Raw genomic sequence first — 22,554 nt, forward strand, 5'->3', positions numbered from 1 at the left:
GTCACGGTTGCTCAGGCCTTGGGCAGGTGCTGCTGTTTCTGTACCGCGTCGAAGAACCGCTCACAGAGATAGGAGCGGGAGTCCGGCGCGACGCGGGCGTCGATCAGTACGGGACGGTCCATGGCCAGGGCTTCGGCGAGATGGACACGCAACTGTTCGGATGTGCGCGCAGTGAAGCCCTGTACTTTGTGGAAGCGCGCGATGTCGACGAAGTCCAGGTCGGGTTGCTCGGTCAGCGGGCGGTCCTGGGGTTTGCCCGAAAGCGAGGTCCAGCGCTGGTTGTTGAGGATCACTACGACCGGGCTGGTGCCGAAGCGGGCGGCATGCATCAGCTCGTTGCCGGTCATGTGGAAGGCACCGTCGCCCACCAGCACCAGCGGGCGCTTGCCGCTCGCCAACTGGTAACCGATCGCGCCAGGCACGGCCAGGCCCATGCTCATATAGAGGGACGAGGCCAGGACATCGCGGGGAAACATGCCGAGGGACATGAAGAAGGCGTCGCCACAGTCGGCGATGAGGTCGAGCTCGGGGTAGGCGCTGAAGACCCTGTTCAACTCATCGATGATCTCGTACGGGGTCAGGGGCGAGTCGGCGCACAGCAACTGCTCCGGCGCACTGGGACGAATGAAGGCAGCCTGCTCTGCATCCAGTGGCGCCAGGGTCTGTCCGTGGCGTCCGGCGCCGGCAGCCAGGCCAAGCAGCGCCCGCAGGAAGGCTTCGGTGCTCAGCGCATAGCGCTGCCGGCCCACCATCACCGAGCCGTCGTTGGCATGGATCAGCCTGCCGCTGGCGATCTGGCTGGCGATCCCCATGTTCACGTCGGAATTGGGTTCGCCCAAGAGCACCAGAACATCGCAGCCATCGACCAGCGCCTGGGTCATGCGCGAGGGGGAAGCCGGCCCGGCGTAGATGCCCCGATAATGGGCGTGCGTGGTCGGCAAGCCGCCGCGTGACATCGGTGTCTCCACCCATGGCAGACCCAGTGCCTCGCACAGCGCGAGGGCCTGGCTACCCAAATGTCCGCGCTTTACGTCCAGGCCCGGCACCAGTACCGGTTGACTGGCCTGATCGAGCAGTTTCAACGCCTGTTCGGCGGCTTGCAGCGCGTGCTCGTCGAACAGTGCGGGCTGGCGCTGCAACGGTGTGCGGCGTGGGGTGTGGCGGACCTTGTGCAAGAACAGATCGCGAGGGATTTCGATATAGACCGGGCGCGACTCGCGCAGGGCGATGGCGACGGCCTCACGTAACTGGTCCTGCGCCTGGTGAGGATCTTCGATGCAGGTCTGATGGACGGTCACTTCCTTCATCAGGCGCAGTTGCGTGCCATGGTCGACGATGGTGTGGTGGGCGAACATCGATCCCTGGCGTTCCTTGTGACCGGGCGAACCGGAAATCACCAGCAGTGGCAGACGCTCGACGTATGCCTGGGCGATGCCGTTGATGGCGTTCAGCGCACCTACCCCATAGGTGAAACAAACGGCGCCAGGTGCCTGCCCGCCGAGCGCGTAGCCCAAGGCCGTCAGGGTCGTGCTGTACTCGTGCGACATGGTGCGCAACGTCAGACCGGGCGTGCCGAGCATTTCCCGGGACAGCTGCATGGTGAAGTCGCCAGGAATGCAGAACAGGTCGCTGATATCGCTTTCCACCAGCACATGGCCGACGAGCTGCCCAAGGGTCATTTCCCGGGAGGTGGTAAACAATCGGGTCAGTACGTTCACCGTTGAATGCCCCGCTCGATGAGGTGGCGACGCGCTTCGTCGATCTGACCGTCGAACGAATAGGCAAGCGGTGCCAAGGGGAAATTGTCCAGCAGTGCCTTGACCCTGGCTGCAACGCGCGTAGGTTCGGTGCGCTTGAAGTAGAGGTCGGCAATAAGGTTCGCCACCTGGGCGAAGTCGTCTTCGCGCAGACCTCGGCGGGTCATGGCCTGCACACCCAGTCGGATGCCATGCACGCCGGGCTTGCCGGGAATCTCGATGTTGGTCGAACGGATGCCACCGGCATGCAGGCTGTCGACGCACAGGGTCAATGCCTGTTGCAGGGTGCCGACGGCAAAGTGCACCTGATGGGTTTCGGTGAAGCCGAAGGATTCGCCGGAGACCTCCAGGCCCAGCTCGTGCAGATGCGTGGCCAGGGCTTTGGCGTTGCGCACCATCTGCTGGGCGTAGGCCACGCCGAATACGTCCATTTCCTTGAAGGCTGCCCACATCGAGGGCAACAGTTCAGCATGGCAATTGCTTTGCAGGTGCGGACAGACCCACATCGAAGTCTCGACCAACAGAGGATGCTGGGCGGACTTGAAGGCGATATAGCCCTTCTGCGGCCCTGGAATGGTCTTGTGGGTGTTGCCGTGCACGACATCGGCGCCACAGGCCAGCGGCGAGTCGAATATGCCGCCGAGGATAAGCCCGCCATCGTGGCTCATGTCGTACGTCAGTGTGCAGGATTCGGGCAGGACGGCACGGATGTCGGCCAGCGGCTGCCAGCGCAACTTGAACGACTGATCGAGAATGACGATGCGGATGTGTGGGTTGCGCCGCACCATGTCATCGAGCTTGGCCACATCGATCAGCAGGCTGTGAGGGTCTACCGGCAAATGGAAAATCTCGATGCCCATCTTGCTTGCCAGTTGCTCAAGCGCGAAATGCCCGCCATCGCAGTGGGCGAAATGTACGAAACCCTCGCCCGGCTTGCAGGCCGCCAGCATCAAGGCCTGCTCTGCGGGCGATCCGCCATTGGGCCGCCAGTCGAACGCCTGAGCGCCCAGCATGCGTTTGGCCAGGCTGCGCAGGTCGTCGGCGATGGCGTTCATGTGTCCCGGTTCGGGAAAGTGCCATTCGCCCAGGGGTATCTCGAAGGGGAACGAGCAGTGGTAGAAAGCGCCGGCGGTGCTACCGGAGGTCAGGCGTACCAGCTCGCTCGGGTAGTTTTCGTTGGCGGTCAGGCTGAGCGTGTCTTGGCGGTATTGGTAGTCCTGGTCCATGGTCTGGGCCAGCCATTCGATGAGTGGACCGGGGTTTTGCTTATCCTGGTGCATGTTCAGCGGACTCCTGTCTGGGAAAACACTTCCGGTGTGACGGCCAGCAATGTCTCGCGCGGGCCGCCGATGACGTCGTACTCGATTTGGCAGGACTGCTCGATGATGGCGTGGTACAGCTGCTCGATCAGCTCCGCCGGTACGTCGAGGGGCGCTCCGCGCGCTGTGCAGCGCGCGACCACCTGCCTGACCCGGTCGGGCTGCATCACGGCGGTAGCGCTGCCCTTCTTGGCGTTGGCCACCTCGCGAACGATGTCCAGCCGCTGGGCGAGCAAATCGATCAATCGATCGTCGATACGATCGATGCGCGCACGTTGGCTGACCAACGCGGTGTCCTTGGGCGGTGCCTCGCTCGTGGAGGTCTGAACCACCTCGAACAGCTGTCGGCAGTGGGCCGCCAATTGGGGTTGGACGGGGTCGAGGTAGCCGCGCAAGGTGTTCGTGGCAGCCAGGAATTCGTCATGGGCCTGGGCGGCGGCCTGCTGCTCCAGATGCTGCAATTGCGCACGTGCCTGCTCGCGCGCCGCACTCGAGGCGTGATTGCCGGCCTGTATCTCCCAGTACACATCCGGGTGGTTGCTCATCATGCGCGCCACCAGGCAGAGCATGACCTTGAAAGGCGGTGGCGCCAGTTCGAGCAGTTGCGTCAATGGCACCGCACTGGCTGCCAGCGTGTGACCGAAGGCGAGCACCAGCGAATGGCCGACGGTTTGCAAGAGCGCCATGGTCTCGTCGTGCTGCTGTGCCGTCAGTGTGAACAGGCGCATGCCGCAGCCAGCAAGGCGCTCGGTCAGCTCGTCGAGTGCCGGGCTGGTCTGGTAGGGCACCACCACCACGGGGCGTCCCTGGGGCGACAGATCGCCGGAGAACATCGGATTGAGCCCGGCCACGCTCTGTGGCAGCGCAACGTCGCGCACCAGGGTGGCGAAGTTGCTCTTGATCGAGAGCGTCTCGACCAGCAGACAGTCCAGCGGCAGGTGCGGCATCAGGGCCGGCAGCGCCTCGAAAAGCACCTGCTCGGAGACAGCCAGTATCAGTGACTGTGCGCTTGCCAGACGCTGGCACAACTCCATGGAAGGCGTACAGATATCACCTTGCCAGGCTTCGTAACGGTAAGGTGCCTGAGCCTGGACCGGTGCCAGGTCGATGCCCAGCACATCCAGACCGGTAGCGCTCAATTGCTCGCACAGCATGCGCCCGATCGATCCGGCCGCACCGACGATGATCGTTTCTCGGGTCTGCAGGTCGGCACGGCCACTCATGCGCCCACCTCGTTGAGCAAAGCGATTGCCTCGACGACACCGCTTGCCTTGACCACCGTTTCTAGGTACTCGCTTTCCGGATCGGACAGGGCGGTGATGGCGCCACCGACCCCGAAGCGGGCACAGGCGTCGTGCACCGAGACACTGCGGATCAGAATGTTCAGATCGCAGGCGCCGCCGAGCGACAACCATCCCAGCGAGCCGGAGTAGGCCCCACGCGCGCCTTGCTCGAGCTCACCGATGATCTGCATGGTGCGTTTTTTCGGCGCGCCGGTCATCGAACCGCCGGGGAAGCTGGACTCGATGCAATCGAGCGCCTGCAGACCCGGCTTGAGCTGGCCCTGAATCGTCGAAACCAGCTGATGCGCGTGGGAGTAGCTCTCCACGACAAACAGGCCCGGCACGCTGACCGAGCCGATCTGGCAGACCCGGCCTAGATCGTTGCGCAGCAGGTCGACGATCATCAGGTTCTCGGCGAGGTCCTTTTCGTCGTGGCGCAGCTCATCGCGTTGGCGCTGGTCTTCGACGGCATCGTCGCTGCGGGGGCGGGTGCCTTTGATGGGCTTGGCTTCGACCTGCCCCTGGCGATCCACTTTGAGGAAGCGTTCGGGAGATGAGCTGGCCATCTCGAACCCTGGAATCGCGAAATAGGCCGCGTGTGGCGCCGGGCTCAGCTCGCGCATGATCCGGTAGAGCGCGTAGGCACAATGCTCGAATGGCATCTCGACCAGGTTGGTCAGACACACTTCATAGGTTTCGCCATCGACGATCTGACGCTGCGCTTGAAGAATCTTCTCGATGTAGGCCGGCTTTGCGTGACGTGCGGTAGCATTGGCCTGTATCCAGTCTTCCACCTGGGCCAGCGACATGCGGCGCGCACGTCTGGACAACGGCTGGGCTGTGGGGAGCGCCAGCAGGCGATCGCTGGTGCGATCGAGCCAGGTTGCAGCCAGCGCTTGATCGTCTTCGTCCTTGATCAGGTAAAGCAGGTAGCTGCGCTGCTCCAGGTGGTCGATGACCAGCATGCGCGTGGCGAGCATGAAGCAGGCATCTGGCGCCGAGGACGACCACGCCGGGTCGGCCAGGGACGCGACCTTCAATTCGTAACCCAGAACACCGACGTAGCCGAGGTTGAAGTCGAAAGGCAATTGCGCGGGGCAGGGGGTGTGCTGCGTACGCATGCGTTCGCCTAGCCAGGCGAGAAAGTCATCGGTAGGCGCTTGTACGGTGTCCTGCGCGCGGCAGATCTCGACACTGGCGCTTGACTGCTTGTAACGCAGCACCTCGGCCCAGCGGCCTTGCGAGTCACCCATGAAGGTAAAACGAGAAAATCCCGGTATCACTACGCTGCTTTCCAGCAGGAAGCGTGCCGGCGACTGGGCAAATTCCTGCTCGAAGGCCGCCAGGGTATCGGGCACATGGTCGAAGGCCCGGTATGCGACACGATTGTCGTTCATCTGAAATCTCCGGAAAGGCGGGCGCGAGGTTCAGCGCAGGCCGCGCTGATGGTGCCGCGCGAGGTCGCGGAAGTTGCCGAGCATGTGCAGGCCTGCCTCGGTACAGATGGACTCGGGGTGGAACTGGATGCCATGCAACGGCCGATCCGTGTGGCGGATCCCGTGGATCATGCCGCTCTGGTCCCAGGCGCTGACAACGAAGGGCGATTTGATCTGACGCACCACCAGAGAGTGGTAGCGGACCACGTCCAGCTCGCTGGATAACCCTGCGAACACGCCTTGGCCGTCATGCTGAATGCGGCTCAGGCGTCCGTGCATCGGTTCGGGCGCATGCACGACCTCCATCCCGTGCAGGTGAGCCATGCACTGGTGCCCCAGGCAGACACCCAGCACAGGCACCTGGGCGTCGCGGATGACGTCTTCGCTCAGCCCGACATCGGCCTTGCACGCAGGGGTTCCAGGGCCGGGTGAGATGATGATGGCCGCGTAGCGATTGAGGTCGATGTCTGCTGGCAATACGTCATTGGTGAAGACGTCAGGCTCTTCGCCACAGACCTGACCCATGAATTGGAAAAGGTTGTAGGTAAACGAATCGAAGTTGTCGATGATCAGGGTTTTCACAGGCGTTGAACTCCACTCAGGCGCTGACGTAATCGCGGTCGGCGAAGGCTTCCCTGACCTGTGGTAAGTCGAGAATGCCCATCTGCCGCAACAGTCGGTACAGGCGTTGCAGAATGGATTTCTTCATGCGTGCGTGGTCGGCATGGAAGGTCGGGTCGGACTCGTGTATCACCTGTTCGGCCTGCTCTGGGGTCAGCCCGCAATGCGCGAGCATGCGGCGCTCGAAGCGTCGTTCGGGGTCCAGGTCGAGGAAGTCGTCAAGGTAGGCGGGCAGCATCAGGCCGAAGCGTTCCCGGGTGCTTTCCGGCAGCGTGGGCCAGCGCTTTTTCATTACATCGGCAAAGAAGCGCGAGTGTCGGCCTTCATCCCGCACATGATCGACCATCAGGGTAGTGAACGACTTGCTCAGTTCGCGCTCGCGGCCCAGATTGGCCACTTCGTCGGTCAGCACGTTTTCTGCAATGGTCACGGCCAACAGTTGAAACTCGGTACGCAGCGATTCGGGCAACTGGGCATATGCACGGGCCGTGGCGTCGAGCTTCTGGTTGGTCTGCGGCACTTCGATAGCGTCGATGCCACTCTTTTCGTTCATCTGCGTCAGGTAATCCAACGCCACATGGGCGTGGTAGCCCTCGTCGATGATCACGGTGAGCGCTTGCAGTTTTTCGGACTCTCCAATACCGGGAAATTTGTCATGCAGCATGTCCAGGCAACACTGGATAATGAACTTGGTCTCGAGCAATCCGACGTTATAAAGAAATTGATAAGCGGCTTGCGTCAGAAGGTAGTTTTTAATGCTTTTGCCGTGCATTTGAATCAACGGGTGTTCGCACATCGCGCAGCGGGACACCGGGTAGATAAGTTGCTCTCCATCGTACTCCGGTACGATGATTCGTGGCGTACCGCGCACGGTCGCTTTCGCGTACCAATGATCATTGATCTGGTTCAGGCCCATGTTATTTCCAGTCAGGTAAGAGGAAGAAAATAGCGACGTGCTCGCCCATCAACTCACGGCAATCCACGAGGCATACAGCGGTTGACCGTATTTACTGCAGACCTTGCCTGCACGTGAAGCGTCTATGCCGACCTTGCGCAACAGGCGTTCGATACCCAGCGGCGACACCGTTATGAGTTTGCGCGCTCCGTATTGCGCAGCGCAGCGCAGAGTTTCACGCATCAGGGCGATCGCATTGGGCGAGGAGATCTGCCGCTTCTCTCGGCAGGGCGAATCGCCTGCCGCCGCGAAGCGGGACAGTTCCCAGACCTGTTCGCTCGCCGGCATCGGCTGGCCCGCCATCAGTTCGGGAAAGACTTCGCTGAGCAAATAAGGCGTGGCAGTACTTAATAATCTTGCTACGCCAATGACGTGTCTGTCTTCGTCCAGGGCAATGATATAGACCGTGTCGTCTCGATCGAATTGATCGAATTCCGAATCTTCTTCACAGTCCAGCTCCCATCCTAACTGACGGACGAATACCTGATACCGATACTGCGCCATGGCGGCACGCACGCTGGGGTCCAGCATGCCCAGCGTTCCTGTAACGAATTCCATTCCTTGAACTCCGCAGACTGTCCTTAGCGGCGCTATTAGATACACGTGTTGCTAAATGTGTAACCTACTAAAATAGGTAGTTGATGGTGCGTCTGTTTGTCAAACGTACAGCGTTGCACTGTTCATCGTCCCGCCAAATAGAGCAGGACGATCTTTTGACGTCCGGAAGATAAACCTTGTTTTAGAACAATAGTCCCAACATGGCCGCTCGCACGACGGCGGCTGTTTTGTTGGCGGTTCCAAGTTTGCGCACAGCATTCTTTATGTGGAAATCGACGGTATTCTTGGACAATCCCAGCACATCGGAAATCTCGCTAGCGGACTTGCCGTCTGCGGTCCATTTGAGCACTTCCCGTTCGCGTTCGGTCAGCTCCGGGGCGACTGCGCTTCTATGTTGTGTGCTGAGTATCGGGCTCAGTGAGGCGTGAGCGATATGGGCGAGCCAGCGTAACTTTTCGCCCTTCTGGCACAGCTCGCGCGCACTGATGTCGGTGCCGTTTCGAGCCACGGTGAGCATTGCGCAACTACCGCCTTTGTTGAGCATCGATTGCGACAGGCCACTACGCAAACCGTGCGCCTGCGCTTCTTCCCACAGTTCGGGCGTATCGGCATAGAGCCGATCGTTCCAAAGGATGGGCTGCTCGGACTTGCGCCCGTGCAGGATCGTGGGATCGGTTTCCAGGTATCTGGCCTGCGTGTAACGCTCCTTCCACGAGGCGGAGTAGTTGTTCATCACGATGGCTTTGGGACTGGATAGCGGATACGGCATCTGCAGGCCATAGGCGCAGTAATCGAAATCCAGAGTCAGGCTGGCGCCTAGGATGAGTGCGAATACGGTATTTTCATCGCCAGCACGTTCAAGTGCTTGCAAGAGCTCGAGTTGCCAAACGTCCATGTATGTTCTCGTTATCGTCTGCATAGGCTATCACAGGGACCACGCTGGCCTCCTGCAGGCGAAGAGTATGGCATTCGCTACAAGGGGCCAAATTAAACATGGATGATACGTTTGTAACCCAAGACAGGGCATGCGCACGCTGTCGTTGTGTAAGGGATTTGTCGTGAACCAGGGGGGCGGGAGAACGACTGCGGCCTCAGGCAGTGCGTTCTGGCATCGCGGCGATGGCGATAGCGATACGGTTACGGCAATCGGCAGGTCAGCCGGCAGTACGCCAGCCGACCTGCACGAAGGGGAGGTTTAGCTTTGCTTGACCTCACGCATCGCTTTACCTTTGACCGGCGCGCCATTGGCCACGTGGTAGGTCGCGGTGCTGCGCGGCAGCGGGGCGCGGTTGCGGATCTTGTCGGCGATTTTCTCAGCGATCATGATCGTGGTGGCGTTGAGGTTGCCGGTGATGATGATCGGCATGATCGACGCATCCACCACGCGCAACCCTTGCATGCCATGCACGCGGCCCTGGCCGTCGACCACCGCCATGTCGTCGTCGCCCATCTTGCACGAGCAGGACGGGTGGTAGGCCGTTTCGGCGTGTTCGCGGATGAACTTGTCCAGCTCTTCGTCGGTTTGCACGTGCTCGCCCGGGCTGATTTCGCGGCCGCGGTACTGGTCCAGCGCAGGCTGGGCCATGATCTCGCGGGTCAGGCGGATGCCGTCGCGGAATTCCTGCCAATCCTGCTCGGTGGCCATGTAGTTGAACAGGATGCTCGGGTGCTGGCGCGGGTCTTTGGATTTGACCTGCACGCGACCGCGGCTAGGGGAGCGCATCGAGCCCATATGCGCCTGGAAGCCATGCTCCTTCACGCCCTTGCTGCCGTTGTAATTGATCGCCACCGGCAGGAAGTGGTACTGGATGTTCGGCCACTCGAACTCAGGACGGCTGCGGATGAAACCGCCCGCTTCGAACTGGTTGCTCGCGCCGATACCGGTGCCGTTGAACAGCCATTCGGCGCCGATGGCCGGCTGGTTCCACCACAGCAGCGACGGGTACAGCGAGACCGGCTGGGTGCAGGCGTATTGCAGGTACAGCTCCAGGTGATCCTGCAGGTTCTCGCCGACGCCCGGCAGGTCGTGCACCACAGGGATGTCGTGGCTTTCGAGCAGCGCGCGCGGGCCGACGCCGGAGCGTTGCAGCAATTGCGGGGTGGCGATGGCGCCGGAGCTGACGATCACTTCCTTGCGCGCGCGCACTTCGATGCGCTCTTCGCTGTCGCCGTGCAGGTAGGTCACGCCTACGGCACGCTTGCCGTCGAACAGGATGCGGTCACTCAGGGCATGGGTGACGATGGTCAGGTTCGGGCGCTTCTTGGCCTGGTCCAGATAGCCACGGGCGGTGCTGGAACGGCGGCCGTTCTTGGTCACCGAGCGGTCCATCGGGCCGAAGCCTTCCTGCTGGTAGCCGTTGAGGTCGTCGGTGCGCGGGTAGCCAGCCTGCACGCCGGCTTCGACCATGGCGTTGAACAGCGGGTTGTTGCCGGGCTTGGGCGTGGCCACGCTCAGCGGGCCGTCGCCGCCGTGGTAGTCGTTCGGGCCGATGTCACGGGTTTCGGCCTTGCGGAAGTACGGCAGGCAGTCGAGGTAGGCCCAGTCTTCGAGGCCGGGCAGCTTGGCCCAACCGTCGAAGTCCATGGCGTTGCCGCGGATGTAGCACATGCCGTTGATCAGCGACGAGCCGCCCAGGCCTTTGCCGCGGCCACATTCCATGCGGCGGTTGTCCATGTGCGGCTCTGGATCGGTCTCGTAGGCCCAGTTGTAGCGACGGCCTTGCAGCGGGAAGGCCAGCGCGGCCGGCATCTGCGTGCGGAAGTCGAAACGGTAGTCCGGGCCGCCGGCTTCGAGCAGCAGCACGGTGGTGCCGGCGTCTTCGGTCAGGCGGGTGGCGAGGGTGTTACCAGCCGAGCCGGCACCGACGATGATGTAGTCGTATTCCATGAACAAGCTTCCTCCGGAAGCGATGGCGGGCTTCGCGCTTCAAGCTTCCCGTGGAAGCGGCGCGAAGCTCGCGCAATGAATAGGGATCAGGCGGGTTGCAGGCTTTGAGCGGTGCGCAGAGAGGTCGGTTCGAAACCTTCGCGCCCCAGAGCGCGCACTGCTCGACAGCCGTTACGCACGCCCTGCAAGGGCCGGCGGCAATACGCCGCCGGCGCGCGCTTGCAGGTGGCGATCGGTCAGAACACCGACGCGTAGTCGCCCAGTTCGACCTGCACCGACTTGATACGGGTGTACTGCGCCAGGGAACTGATGCCGTTCTCGCGGCCCACGCCCGACTGCTTGTAGCCGCCGACCGGCATTTCCGCCGCCGACTCGCCCCAGGCGTTGATCCAGCAGATGCCGGCTTCGAGCTGGTGGATGATGCGGTGCGCGCGGCTCAGATCGTTGGTGCACACGCCTGCGGCCAGGCCGTAGTCGGTGTCGTTGGCGCGGCGGATCGCTTCTTCTTCGGTTTCGTAGCTGAGGATGCTCATGACCGGGCCGAAGATTTCTTCCTGGACGATGGTCATGTCGTCGCGGCAGTCGGTGAACACGGTCGGGGCCACGAACGCGCCCTTGGCCAGGTCGCCGTCCTGCAGACGCTCGCCGCCGCAGAGCAGGCGCGCGCCTTGCTCTTTGCCCTTGGCGATGTAGCCCAGCACGCTTTCCATGTGGGCGAAGCTGACCAGCGGGCCGAAGTTGGTGTTCTCGTCTTCGGGGTTGCCGACGCGGATGCGCGCCACACGCTCCAGAATCTTGGCTTCGAAGGCCTGCTTGAGCGCAGCCGGCACGAACACGCGGGTGCCGTTGGTGCACACCTGACCGGAGCTGTAGAAGTTGGCCATCATGGCGATGTCGGCGGCGCGGTCGAGGTCGGCGTCTTCGCAGACGATCAGCGGCGACTTGCCGCCCAGCTCCATGGTGACTTCCTTGAGCGAAGAGCTCGAGGCGCTGGCCATGACCTTCTTGCCGGTGGTGGTGCCGCCGGTGAAGGAGATCTTCTCGATGCCGGGGTGCTCGGTGAGCAGGCCGCCGACGTCGCGGCCGCTGCCGGTCAGCACGTTGAACACGCCAGCCGGCACACCGGCTTCGGTGTAGATTTCGGCCAGTTTGAGGGTGGTCAGCGAGGTGACTTCGCTCGGCTTGAAAATCATCGCGTTGCCGGCTGCCAGTGCAGGTGCGGACTTCCACAGGGCGATCTGGATCGGGTAGTTCCACGCGCCGATACCGGCGGTGACGCCCAGCGGCTCGCGGCGGGTGTAGACGAAGGAACTGTCGCGCAGCGGAATCTGCTCGCCTTCGATGGCCGGCACCAGGCCTGCGTAGTACTCGAGCACGTCGGCGCCGGTGACGATGTCGACGTAGCGGGTTTCGGAGTACGCCTTGCCGGTATCGAGGGTTTCCAGCATGGCCAGTTCGTCGTTGCGCTCGCGCAGGATGTCCACGGCGCGGCGCAGGATGCGCGAACGCTGCATGGCGGTCATGGCGGCCCAGACTTTCTGGCCGCGGGCGGCGCTTTCAACCGCTTTCTCGACGTCGGCGCCGTTGGCGCGCTGTACGTGGGCGAGCACTTCGCCGTTCGCCGGGTTGACGGCTTCGAAGGTTTCACCGGAGCTGGCGTCCACGTAACCGCCGTCGATGTAGAGTTTTTGCGTTCCGAAACGGGCCATAGTGTCCTCGCAAGTGCAGTTTGAATGTGGCTATGCGCGTCGCGCCTGTGCCGATTGGGCAGTGGTCGTGCGCGCTTGTTCAGAAACTCGGGCGTCGTTGCCCGTGGGTCGCTGCTTAGCCAGTTGTAGATCCATGTATTCGTAAGCGATGCGTACCGCTTGGTCGGTGTCGAAAGCGTCACCCGACAGCGCGCCGCGCAACCACAGACCGTCGATCAACGCTGCCAGGCCGCGGGCCGCGCTACGCGCCTGGTCGGCCGGTAGCGCGCGGCGGAACTGGTAGCACAGGTTGGAATACAGGCGGTGGTCGTTGATCCGCTGCAACCTGTGCAAAGACGGCTGATGCATGCTGGAGGCCCAGAAGGCCAACCAGGTTTTCATTGCCGGGCCGGTGACCTGGCTGGCGTCGAAGTTGCCTTCGATGATCACTTGCAGCTGGGCACGGGGACTGGTGTCGGTCAGTGCCTGGCGCCGGGCGATCACGCCATCGTTGAGCATGTTCATGATGTGTCGCATGGTCGCTGCGATCAGGCCGTTCTTGTCCCGAAAGTAGTGACTGATGATACCGTTCGACACGCCGGCCAGGCGGGCAATCAGCGCAATGCTGGCATCTCCCAGGCCTACTTGATCGACCGCTTGCAGCGTGGCGTCGATCAATTGCTGACGGCGAATGGGTTGCATACCGACCTTGGGCATCGTGCGTTCTCCTCAGGCCTGGCGAGCGGACGAGCAGCGTCCGACTCGGCGAAGGCCAGTCTATTTTGTTTTGATTGAACGTTCAATCAATAAAGAATAAGCTCTGCGACAATTTGTGCCATTGACAGCATTTAAGCGGCTCTTGGCGGCGCAGATTGCGTACCTCAGAAAAGCGTGGAACCCCCGGAAAAAAAGGCGTTGACGGGCGAGAGCGATGGCAGGGACAGATTCCGCCGCAGACTGCGACAGCCATGCGGCCAGCCTTCGCAGCGGAGGCCGAGCCTGTGTTTTTTGCAACGATTCGAACCGGGTACACGATTTCCAAGGTGCTTTTATAACACCTGAAGCAGTAGGGCTATTGCACCAATTGCTCGGGAAAAGACTGATTAGCCTCCACTGCCGCACCCCCTGGAGCCTTCGTGCAATGAGTTCTGCCTCCCTTACCCAAGCCCCCGCCGAGAGGGTCCGGGTCAACCGCGTGGTGTTCTGCACCTCGGCGCTGTTGATCCTCGTCCTGACCGCCCTGCTGATCGCCGCGCCCGATGTCGCCGGCCGCGTGCTGGGCGTCGCCCAGTCATGGCTGACCCGTACGTTCGGCTGGTATTACATGCTGGTCATCTGCAGTTACCTGGTGTTCGTCATCTACCTGGCGTTTTCCGATTTCGGCAAGCTCAAGCTCGGTGGCAAGGACGACACGCCCGATTTCAGCTACGGCGCCTGGGCCGGCATGCTGTTTTCCTCCGGCATCGGCATTTCGCTGCTGTACTTCGGCGCCTCCGAGCCGCTGGACCACTACTTCAACCCGCCCGAAGGCACCTCGGCCAGCCTGGCCGCCGCGCGCGAGGGGCTGCAACTGACCTTCCTGCACTGGGGCCTGCACGGCTGGGCGATCTACGCCCTGGTGGGCCTGGCCGTGGGTTACTTCGCCTATCGCCACAACCAGCCGCTGGCACTGCGCTCGGCGCTGTACCCGCTGGTGGGCGAGCGCTGGGTCAAGGGCGCTGGTGGCAACGCCGTGGACATCTTCGGCATGTTCGTCACTCTGCTGGGCCTGGTGACCAACCTGGGCATCGGCGCGATGCAAGTGGCTTCGGGGCTGGAATACCTGTTCGGCATGGACCACAGCAAGACCAACCTGCTGGTGGTGATCCTGACCATGGCCTCGGTCGCCACCGTGGCGGCCGTCTCGGGTGTGGAAAACGGCATTCGCCGCCTGTCCAACCTGAACATCTGCCTGTTCAGCGGCCTGCTGATCTTCGTCCTGCTGGGTGGCGAGACCCTGCACCTGCTCAACGCCTTCGTGCAGAACATGGGCGACTACCTCAACGGTTTCGTGCTCAAGACCTTCGACCTCTACGTCTATGAGGGCGCCGGCGACAAGTCCGAGCGCTGGCTGGGCCTGTGGACAGTGTTCTATTGGGCCTGGTGGATTTCCTGGGGCCCGTTCGTGGGCATGTTCATCGCCCGTATCTCCAAGGGCCGCACGGTACGCCAGCTGGTCTGCGGCGTGCTGCTGATCCCTCTGGGCTTCACCCTGGCGTGGCTGTCGATCTTCGGCAACACCGCGTTGGACCTGGTGATGAACCATGGCGCGGTGGAGTTGGGCAAGACGGCGGTCGAGCAGCCGTCGATGGCGATCTACCAGCTGCTCGAATACTTCCCAGCGGCGAAAATCGTCATCGGTGTGGCCATCTTCGTCGGCTTCGTGCTGTTCCTCACACCGGCCGACTCCGGCGCGGTGATGATGGCCAACCTGTCGTGCAAGGGCGGCAAGGTCGACGAAGACGCGCCGCATTGGATGGTGGTGTTCTGGTCGGTCGTGATCACCCTGGTGACCATCGGCCTGCTGCTGGCGGGTAACTTCGAAGCCATGCAGACCATGGTGGTGCTGGCCGGGCTGCCATTCTCTGTGGTGCTGGTGCTGTTCATGTTCGGTCTGCACAAGGCCATGAAACAGGACATGGCCACCGAGCAGGAACGTGCCGAGCTGGCCGCCCGCGGCCGACGCGGCTTCAGCGAACGGCTCACCCAGTTGGAACTGCAACCGACCCAGGCCGTGGTCCAGCGGTTCATGGACAGGAAGGTCAGCCCGGCGCTGCGCGAGGCGGCTGAGCTGCTGCGCTCGCAGGGCTTCGAGGTGGAAAGCCGTCTGGGCCAATCGCGCGACATGATGGGGCTGCGCGTGCTCATGGAAGAAGGCAACCCGTTCGTCTACGAAGTGAGCCTGGACGGTTACCTCGCCGCGCCCAGCGAAGCGCCGGTGGAAGGTGAGGCCGATGTGCGCCAGCGCTTCTACCGCGCCGAGGTGTACCTGCACGACGGCAGCCAGGAATACGACCTGATGGGCTTTACCCCCGAGCAGATCGTACGCGACGTGCTCGACCAGTTCGAAAGCCACCGCCAGGTATTGGCGCGCGTGTACAGCTGACGATCGCCATGGCCCGCTCGTCCGAGCGGGCTTTGGCGCGTGGGTCCGGCGATTGCCCACCTGCGCGTGTCTTATATACCGCTGACTGGCGGGATGCGTTTCGTAGCCTGTGTCGCTTCTTTCGACGGAGCCGTACACATGCCCCTCCCAACGAACGTTGCATTCGATTACCGAAGCGCCGTGGCTGCCGAGTTCGCCGCGCGCCCCTCCATGCGCCAACTGCTGGCCCACCAGGCACTGAGCGTACTCAGCCAAGCCCATCAAACCGTGGCGGCAGCCGCTATGCCTGACGCAGAGTCGCTCATTCTGGTGATTCCCCAGCATCAGCACTGGGTACAGCGGCCTCTCGTCGAATCGTTGTTCGAGGCGATGCGGCAAGGCACCTCATTGCAGGCCTTGGGTATCGAGGGTGGTGAGTTTCTGGTTGCGGCGAAGCCCGACTGCCCGTTCAAGGACTCCGAAGGCAACGTGCTCGACGAGGCCGTCGCCATCGGCCCGCAATTGCCAGCGCTCGACGCCGTGCTGCAAGCGCTCGTCGACACCTTCGTCCAGGCGCAACTCGATTACTGGACGGCACCCAGTAGCCTGGGCGAGAACCGTGACCGCTGGTTGCAACTGATGATCAAGTCGGCGCTGCTGCAGAACCTGCCGCTGCAAGCGCTCGATGCCCAACAAATGGCTTGCATCCAAGGCATGCTCAAAGGTGGCGCAGGAAGACCCAGCGTTTTTGCGCTCGAGGTCGAGCTGGAATGCGAGGGGGAAAAGCAGCGCGTGCTTTCTCCCAACCTGTTGCTCCAAGCCGAGTACGACGAGCGCCTGATTCTGTTGTGGTGTGCTCCGTCCAGTCGAGTGCACGCGTTCGATGCCTACGACACCTTTGCCCGAGGGGTGCGCGACGAATTGGCCGAACGGTATCGTTTTGATGCTCTGACCTTGCATCGCTATGAGCTCGAAGGCGATCCCTTCGCGCAACAGAGCGCGTTCGTTCTCGAAGGCATCGTGCAGGCCATTCACCGTGCACAGGATTGGCGAACCGCCGATGTCGCGGCCATCGACGCACTGTTTACGCAACTGAGCGACCCTGCGCCCTTATTCATCGAGGGGTATGCCGTCGCATCCTCCCACACGCTGACCGTACCGCCTGGCTTGCGCGCCGTGAAAGAGGCAGACAGTTTCGCGTGCCAGGAGGCGCTGTTCGAACTGGCGTTGGCCCAGGCCGAGTCTGCGGGGCTCACCTCGCGTGATGCAGTCCAGAGCCTGCAGGACTATGCCCGCCAACAATTGCGCCAGGCGTTGCTGGACGACCATCCGGACGATGCCAATTATTTTCCTGACGATCTTTTGTTGACCCTGCGCCTCGTCTATGGAGTCCCAGGCGGGGGAGGCATAGGGCCGGGCGATGGCGTCATCGAGACGACTGAAATGACCTTGACCGAGTACGCCGTCGGGCGCCTGGGCGCGTTCGAGCAGGCCTCGCTCAGCGCCATTCGCCATCGCGACGACCAACTGATCATGCCGTGGTTGACGTTGGCGTATGTGCAGGATCTGGTCGATCGGGTCGATATCGGCGGGCACCCGGCTCATGTGGCGCGCGTCATGGATGCCCCCCACGGAAAGAGCGAGCGCATTGCCTGCTTCGCACGTGAGTGGCGCAGTGCTTTGCTGTTCAGTGCGCTCGCGGCGAGGTTGGCAGGCACCCTTGAGGCATCGGCCTTGCAATGCGTCATCGATTATTGCCGTGGCCAGGTCGATGCCGACGACCCGGCGATAACCCTCATGCCCTTGGCCTTCAAGCCCGATCCGGAAAACGATGAGGTCGATGAGGTGCGTGGCATGTACGTGCTGCTCTCATCCGAGCCTGCCTGCGTGCTGTTGTACCGGCCTCTTCATGCGCAGGCGCCGTTGATGGCATTCGCCAGTCTGGAGGCGTTGAGGCTGGCGATCAGCGTGTCGGGTCCGTTGCAGGCGAGCGTCCTGGACTGGCTTCCAGACCGCGCGCGACGCATTTATGACAATGGTGGGTTCCTCGAGCCGCATCGGTTGACCCCCATCCTCGACGAGGCCGGGTTCCTCTTGCCCGTCAAACCGGTCGAGTTGCACATCGCACCTTGGACGAGCGATGTGGACGGCCGGCTGTATACGGCCAATCGCGACCTGATAGTGGCGTTGGCAAGCAGAGCGTCGGTCTCGACTGCACAAAGGCGTTGGTCTCGCTTGGTGCAAGGGGCCTGGTTGCTATTCGACGTGGTCAGCCTGACGCTGCGGGGGCCGGTTGCAACGATTGCCTGGCTGGTGCAGGGCATTGCAGCGTTGGACAAGGATCTGCCTGTGCTCACGCAAGGTACCGCCTTCGAACGCTCGGCCGCAGTCGTCGACCTGATCATCAATTTGAGTTTGGGCATCGCGCATGCCAGGTTGCCTGCCGAGGCGCCCGCCGAGAGTCCTGCCATCGCGTCGTCGGCCCCTAGCGATCCTCTGGCCAGGCCTGCGTTTGCGTGGCCGTACAGCGAGGCGGTACCCGCGCCGACGCGGGTCGAACCCTTGCAAGCGTTGGCGACGAGGCCCCAGACGTGCCTTGCGTTCTCCTGGCGCGGCGCTCAAGGCTACAACGTGCTGACGGAGGCGCAGCGTGCTCAGCTAGCGCGCTTGCAGGCGACCGTCGATCTGCAGGGCGCACCTGGGCAAGGAGGGCTGCACCAGATCGAAGGGCAGTACTACGTATCGATGCAGGGCGATAGCTACCGCGTAGAGGTGTCGGAAGAGGGCGTGCGTATCGTCGGTGCGCAGGGTGAAAAGGGACCCTGGCTGGAAAGGCGCTTCGGTGCCTGGCGCCTCGACATGGCACTGCGTCTGCGCGGTGGGATGCCCAAAAGCCGGATCGAACTCAGACGCGAAGAGAATCGCGCACGCTTGAGCGCGCTCAAGGATCAGGATGAGCACCTCACGGCGCAGCACAACGAACAGTCCGTAACGTTCAACAGACGCCGCAAATTCTTGGCGGACAAGGAAGCTCAAGTTCTCGAGTTGGAAGCGCTCGAACACCCCGATGAATTGCAGGTGAGCGAGTTGACCATGCTCAGGACACTGCGCAAGCGCATCAAGCAGACGGTCGTCTATGACTTGAAAGGGCTGATCGATACGGCTCTGGCGCATGATCGACTGATGACCCAAATCTTCGACCTTCGACATGCCAATGCCAGCTTGGATGAAGCTGTCAGGACCCAGCGCCAAGCCATACGGCAGGAGCTGATCGAATACTGCAAAACGTTTTATAACGAAATGGCAGCACTGATTAACGAGGAAAGCGCGCAGGAGCTCAGCGACATGGTCGCTGTCCTGCCGGAGAGCGAGCAAGAGATAGACCAATACAAGCGTCTGTGCGAGGCGCTGGAAAACGTCGTGAAATGGGAGGCCGATCTCATCGAGGTAGCCTTGCACTTCGACCGACTTCTGGAGGCTACGCTCGACGACTCGACCATCACCTTCCATGATCCTGAAACCGAAGTTGTGATGGACAAAGTTGCCTACCTCAAAGAGATCGTCGAGAAGCGCAGGATCAATGCCATCGATCTGGAATTCCGTATGCTGATGGACCTGGGCGAGCTGAGCATAGATCGCTTGGCGGGCGGCGACGAAGACACCCTCAGAACGATACGTGCTCACTTGGCCGGCGAGGCGATGCAAAGCGCGGGGGCGGCCCACGGCGATCTGGCCGGTAGCGAATTGAGCACGGATGAGCGGATCAGCGTGTTGACCGGTGTACTGGAAGCCTATGAAGAAACAGCGGCATCAGTGGATTACCTGATCAGCACGGCGCCCGTGAGCATTCGAAGCGACAAGCTGCAACAGTACGGCCAGGTGTTGAGCAGGCTCAAGTCGCTGGCCGAGCAGACGTTGGAGCAGACGGTGCGCGAGCAGGAGCTGTCCGCGCCTCCTGTGCGCGCCCGCGCTGTCTATGCCAGCCGAGGCGGCAAGCGCCGAGTGGTCAAGACCCAGCGCGGGCGCAGCGTGGTCGGTACCGAGGTCGAGATCGACGGCGTGCCGGTGCTTCAGCAGCGCGACAGCCGTAACGACCAGGTGATCAAGACGTTCAAGCGACAAGGTTCGCAGTGGCTGGAAGACGTGAAAAGCAGTGAGCCGCCTGCAGAGCCCGTACAGAAGCCAGAAGCCTTGCGCCGACGCGGACAGAAATTGCTCGACGAAGTCGAGTCCGTGATCCGGTTGGCCCGTCAGTACGTCAAGTCGGACGAGCCTCAAGGGTTGTCTTCGATCATCGACCTGCATGTCGAAAAACTCGTGGACGTTCAAGCCAAATTGCCTCGCACCGATCAGGACCAGGGGCTGCACGCGGCGCTGACCGATGGCATCGAACGCCTGCAGGCCACCTGTCAGGATCTGTTGGTCGGCCTTTATCTGGCCACCAGCCATCCCACGGCGGCGAGCCTCAGGTTTCTGGTCGAGCATGACGCCGTGCGTGTCGAGCGCGCCGGGCCGCGAAAGCGGCTATCGGAGCATGACTACCTGGAGGTCTACGAAATTCGACGCGCACCCGTCGCCGGCCAGGTGAGGGGTATCGGATTGTGGGAGGCGCACTTCCATTATCCGGATGCGACAGTACCGGGGGCTGCGTTCAGCAAAGGGCACTTGAAGCTATGGTCTCAGCGCAAACTGGGGCGTGAAGCGCAATTGCGCGCGGCTGCCACGGGCCGGGATTTGTTGGCAATCTACAGAGGCGACGTGAAGCCTGAGGACGTCGCAGGCCTGATTCCATTCGAATAAAGCGTTACCGCCAAGTCACCGACCTGGATAGACACCATGCCGACCATGGGCCGGCATGGCCAGGTTGCTGCGCTGTCCGATCATCTGATGGATATCGATCCATTCCACACCCTGATGCTTGAGCGAGGGCAGCGCACGCTCGAGCACCTCGAGGGTTTGCGGGTAGGGATGGCCGATCACCACCACCGATCCTTGCTTGCGCGCCAGTTCGACGGCCACGTGCAGCTGCCCGGCGATGGCCTCCGGGGTGCGCACATCGTCCAGAAACACATCCCGCGACACGTTGGCCAAGCCGATTTCCTGGGCTTTGGCCGCCGCCACCGTCGCCGCGCTGGTACGGCTATCGACGAAGAACAGGCCGCGCTGTTGCAGCTCGCCCATCAGCCAGGCCATGGGCGCAGGCTGGGCGGTCATGCGGCTACCCATGTGGTTGTTGACCCCGGCGGCGAACGGCACCTTCAGCAAGGCGGCATTCAAGCGCTCGGCCAGGGTGGCGATGGGCAGTTCCGGATGCCAGGCGTACGGGCCGGTGGCCGGGTCCATCGGCATGTGCAGGATCACGGTCTTTCCGGCCTTGTGCGCCTGGCGGGCGAAATCGCTGGCATGGGGCGTGTCGGGCATGATCGCCAGGGTCACCGGGCCGGGCAGGGCCAGGGTGCGGCTGTCGCGTTCGGTGTTTTGGCCGAGGTCGTCGATGATCAGGCTCAGGTAGGCTTTGGACGGCTGGGCCGACGCTGTGGAAGCGACGCCGGCCAGCAGGCAGAACAGGGCGGTGGGCAGAAAACGCATGGGGCCGTCAGTTGCGCTTGGTGACGTTCAGCCCCTTGAGCAGGCTCAAGGCCTGGCTCAATTGGAAGTCGCCGTCTTGCGGGCGCTCCTTGCCGGCCGTGCGCGGCGTGGCCACGGTCGGCCGGTCGGCGCCGCCGTTGCCGTTGCCCAGGTGGCCCTTGAGGTCGGCTTCCTTGAGGTTCTCGCTGTCGTCGTCGGCGGTGAGCTTGCCCGAGCGTACTTCGATGTCCGGCACGATACCTTGGGCTTGGATCGAACGCCCGTTGGGGGTGTAGTACAGCGCAGTGGTGAGCTTCAGCGCGCGGTCGTTGTTCAGCGGCAGCACGGTCTGCACCGAGCCCTTGCCGAAGCTGTCGGTGCCCATCAGTACGCCGCGTTTCTGGTCTTGCAGGGCGCCGGCGACGATCTCCGAGGCCGAGGCGCTGCCGCCGTTGATCAGCACTACCAGCGGTACGCCCTCGCTGGCATCGGCCGGATCGGCGGAGAAGCGCAGCTCGGAGTTGGCGATACGGCCTTTGGTGTAGACGATCAAACCCTTCGTCAGGAAGTGGTCGGCCACTTCCACGGCCGACTGCAACACGCCACCGGGGTTGTTGCGCAGGTCCAGCACCAGGCCCTGGAGCTTCTTGCCGTTGTCCTTGCGCAGCTTGGCCAGGGCCTTGGCGACTTCTTCGCCGGTCTTGACCTGGAACTGGGTGATGCGGATATAGCCGTAGCCACTTTCCAGCAGTTGGCTCTTGACGCTTTTGACCTGGATCACGGCGCGCGCCAGGGTCACGTCGAAGGGATTGCTGCCATCGCGGATCAGCGACAGGGTGATCTTCTGGCCGATCTTGCCGCGCATCTTGTCCACGGCTTCGGACATGCTCTGGCCGCGGGTCGGCGCACCGTTGATCTTGACGATCAGATCGCCCGCCTGGATGCCCGCACGCGAGGCCGGGGTTTCGTCGATGGGCGACACCACCTTCAGGAAGCCGTCGTCCATGCCTACTTCGATGCCCAGGCCGCCGAACTCGCCGCTGGTGCTTTCCTGCAACTCCTGGAAGTCTTCCGGGCCCAGGTAGGCCGAGTGCGGGTCGAGGTTGCTGAGCATGCCCTTGATGGCGTTTTCCAGCAGGGTCTTGTCATCCACGGGTTCGACGTAGGCGGCCTTGATGCGGTCCATCACCTCGGCGAACGTGCGCAGTTCGTCCAGCGGCAGCGGCGCGTTGGCGGTCACCTCCGTGGCCGGCACCGCAGTGCCCGGGGCAGGCTGCGCGGCCGAGGCCAAAGGGGCGCCGACGACCAAGGCGATGGTCAGGGCCAACTGGGTGAGGCGGGGCGAGTGCAGCATGTCG

General features: G+C 62.5%; 15 protein-coding genes. 2 read left to right on the forward strand and 13 right to left on the reverse strand.

Features of this window, described 5'->3' with window-relative positions; genetic code table 11:
- Window positions 1–11: 11 nt before the first annotated feature.
- From ACSMEV_RS04805 to betI, 11 genes are all read right to left on the reverse strand, one after another.
- A complete protein-coding gene (locus ACSMEV_RS04805) occupies window positions 12–1,718 on the reverse strand; it encodes a thiamine pyrophosphate-dependent enzyme (protein WP_459207467.1) in 1,707 nt (568 codons plus the stop codon).
- Window positions 1,715–3,037, reverse strand: a complete 1,323-nt coding sequence (locus ACSMEV_RS04810) for a PLP-dependent aminotransferase family protein (protein WP_459207468.1) — start codon at window positions 3,035–3,037, stop codon at window positions 1,715–1,717. The genes ACSMEV_RS04805 and ACSMEV_RS04810 overlap by 4 nt, the downstream gene beginning before the upstream one ends.
- 2 nt (window positions 3,038–3,039) lie before the next feature.
- Window positions 3,040–4,299: a chorismate mutase gene (locus tag ACSMEV_RS04815; RefSeq protein WP_459207469.1), complete on the reverse strand. Its 1,260-nt coding sequence runs from the start codon at window positions 4,297–4,299 to the stop codon at window positions 3,040–3,042.
- Window positions 4,296–5,756 carry an aminodeoxychorismate synthase component I gene (gene pabB, locus ACSMEV_RS04820; RefSeq protein WP_459207470.1) on the reverse strand — a complete coding sequence of 487 codons (1,461 nt, stop codon included), beginning with the start codon at window positions 5,754–5,756 and terminating at the stop codon, window positions 4,296–4,298. The genes ACSMEV_RS04815 and pabB overlap by 4 nt, the downstream gene beginning before the upstream one ends.
- Window positions 5,757–5,786: 30 nt before the next feature.
- Window positions 5,787–6,377, reverse strand: a complete 591-nt coding sequence (locus ACSMEV_RS04825) for an anthranilate synthase component II (RefSeq protein WP_459207471.1) — start codon at window positions 6,375–6,377, stop codon at window positions 5,787–5,789.
- A gap of 16 nt (window positions 6,378–6,393) precedes the next feature.
- Window positions 6,394–7,332 carry a diiron oxygenase gene (locus ACSMEV_RS04830; RefSeq protein WP_459207472.1) on the reverse strand — a complete coding sequence of 313 codons (939 nt, stop codon included), beginning with the start codon at window positions 7,330–7,332 and terminating at the stop codon, window positions 6,394–6,396.
- A gap of 48 nt (window positions 7,333–7,380) precedes the next feature.
- Complete coding sequence (locus ACSMEV_RS04835; protein ID WP_459207473.1) at window positions 7,381–7,929, reverse strand: acyl-homoserine-lactone synthase; 549 nt, start codon at window positions 7,927–7,929, stop codon at window positions 7,381–7,383.
- A 181-nt stretch (window positions 7,930–8,110) separates the two neighbouring features.
- The gene (locus ACSMEV_RS04840) at window positions 8,111–8,824 is read right to left on the reverse strand and encodes an autoinducer binding domain-containing protein (protein WP_459207474.1); all 714 of its coding nucleotides are present in this window, start codon (window positions 8,822–8,824) and stop codon (window positions 8,111–8,113) included.
- A 300-nt stretch (window positions 8,825–9,124) separates the two neighbouring features.
- The gene (betA, locus tag ACSMEV_RS04845; RefSeq protein WP_459207475.1) at window positions 9,125–10,822 is read right to left on the reverse strand and encodes a choline dehydrogenase; all 1,698 of its coding nucleotides are present in this window, start codon (window positions 10,820–10,822) and stop codon (window positions 9,125–9,127) included.
- A 230-nt stretch (window positions 10,823–11,052) separates the two neighbouring features.
- Complete coding sequence (betB, locus tag ACSMEV_RS04850) at window positions 11,053–12,525, reverse strand: betaine-aldehyde dehydrogenase (RefSeq protein ID WP_459207476.1); 1,473 nt, start codon at window positions 12,523–12,525, stop codon at window positions 11,053–11,055.
- 30 nt (window positions 12,526–12,555) lie between these two features.
- Window positions 12,556–13,221, reverse strand: a complete 666-nt coding sequence (gene betI, locus ACSMEV_RS04855) for a transcriptional regulator BetI (protein ID WP_459207477.1) — start codon at window positions 13,219–13,221, stop codon at window positions 12,556–12,558.
- A gap of 424 nt (window positions 13,222–13,645) precedes the next feature.
- Between betI and ACSMEV_RS04860 the strand changes: the two genes are divergently transcribed.
- The gene (locus ACSMEV_RS04860; RefSeq protein ID WP_459207478.1) at window positions 13,646–15,649 is read left to right on the forward strand and encodes a BCCT family transporter; all 2,004 of its coding nucleotides are present in this window, start codon (window positions 13,646–13,648) and stop codon (window positions 15,647–15,649) included.
- A gap of 138 nt (window positions 15,650–15,787) precedes the next feature.
- Window positions 15,788–20,428, forward strand: a complete 4,641-nt coding sequence (locus tag ACSMEV_RS04865) for a dermonecrotic toxin domain-containing protein (protein ID WP_459207479.1) — start codon at window positions 15,788–15,790, stop codon at window positions 20,426–20,428.
- A 15-nt stretch (window positions 20,429–20,443) separates the two neighbouring features.
- Here ACSMEV_RS04865 and ACSMEV_RS04870 read toward each other — a convergent pair whose 3' ends face one another.
- On the reverse strand, window positions 20,444–21,217 hold the full coding sequence (locus ACSMEV_RS04870; RefSeq protein ID WP_459207480.1) for a divergent polysaccharide deacetylase family protein: 774 nt from the start codon (window positions 21,215–21,217) through the stop codon (window positions 20,444–20,446).
- A 7-nt stretch (window positions 21,218–21,224) separates the two neighbouring features.
- Window positions 21,225–22,550, reverse strand: a complete 1,326-nt coding sequence (locus tag ACSMEV_RS04875) for a S41 family peptidase (RefSeq protein WP_459207481.1) — start codon at window positions 22,548–22,550, stop codon at window positions 21,225–21,227.
- Window positions 22,551–22,554 lie beyond the last annotated feature (4 nt).

Source organism: Pseudomonas sp. MLB6B, assembly GCF_054508135.1.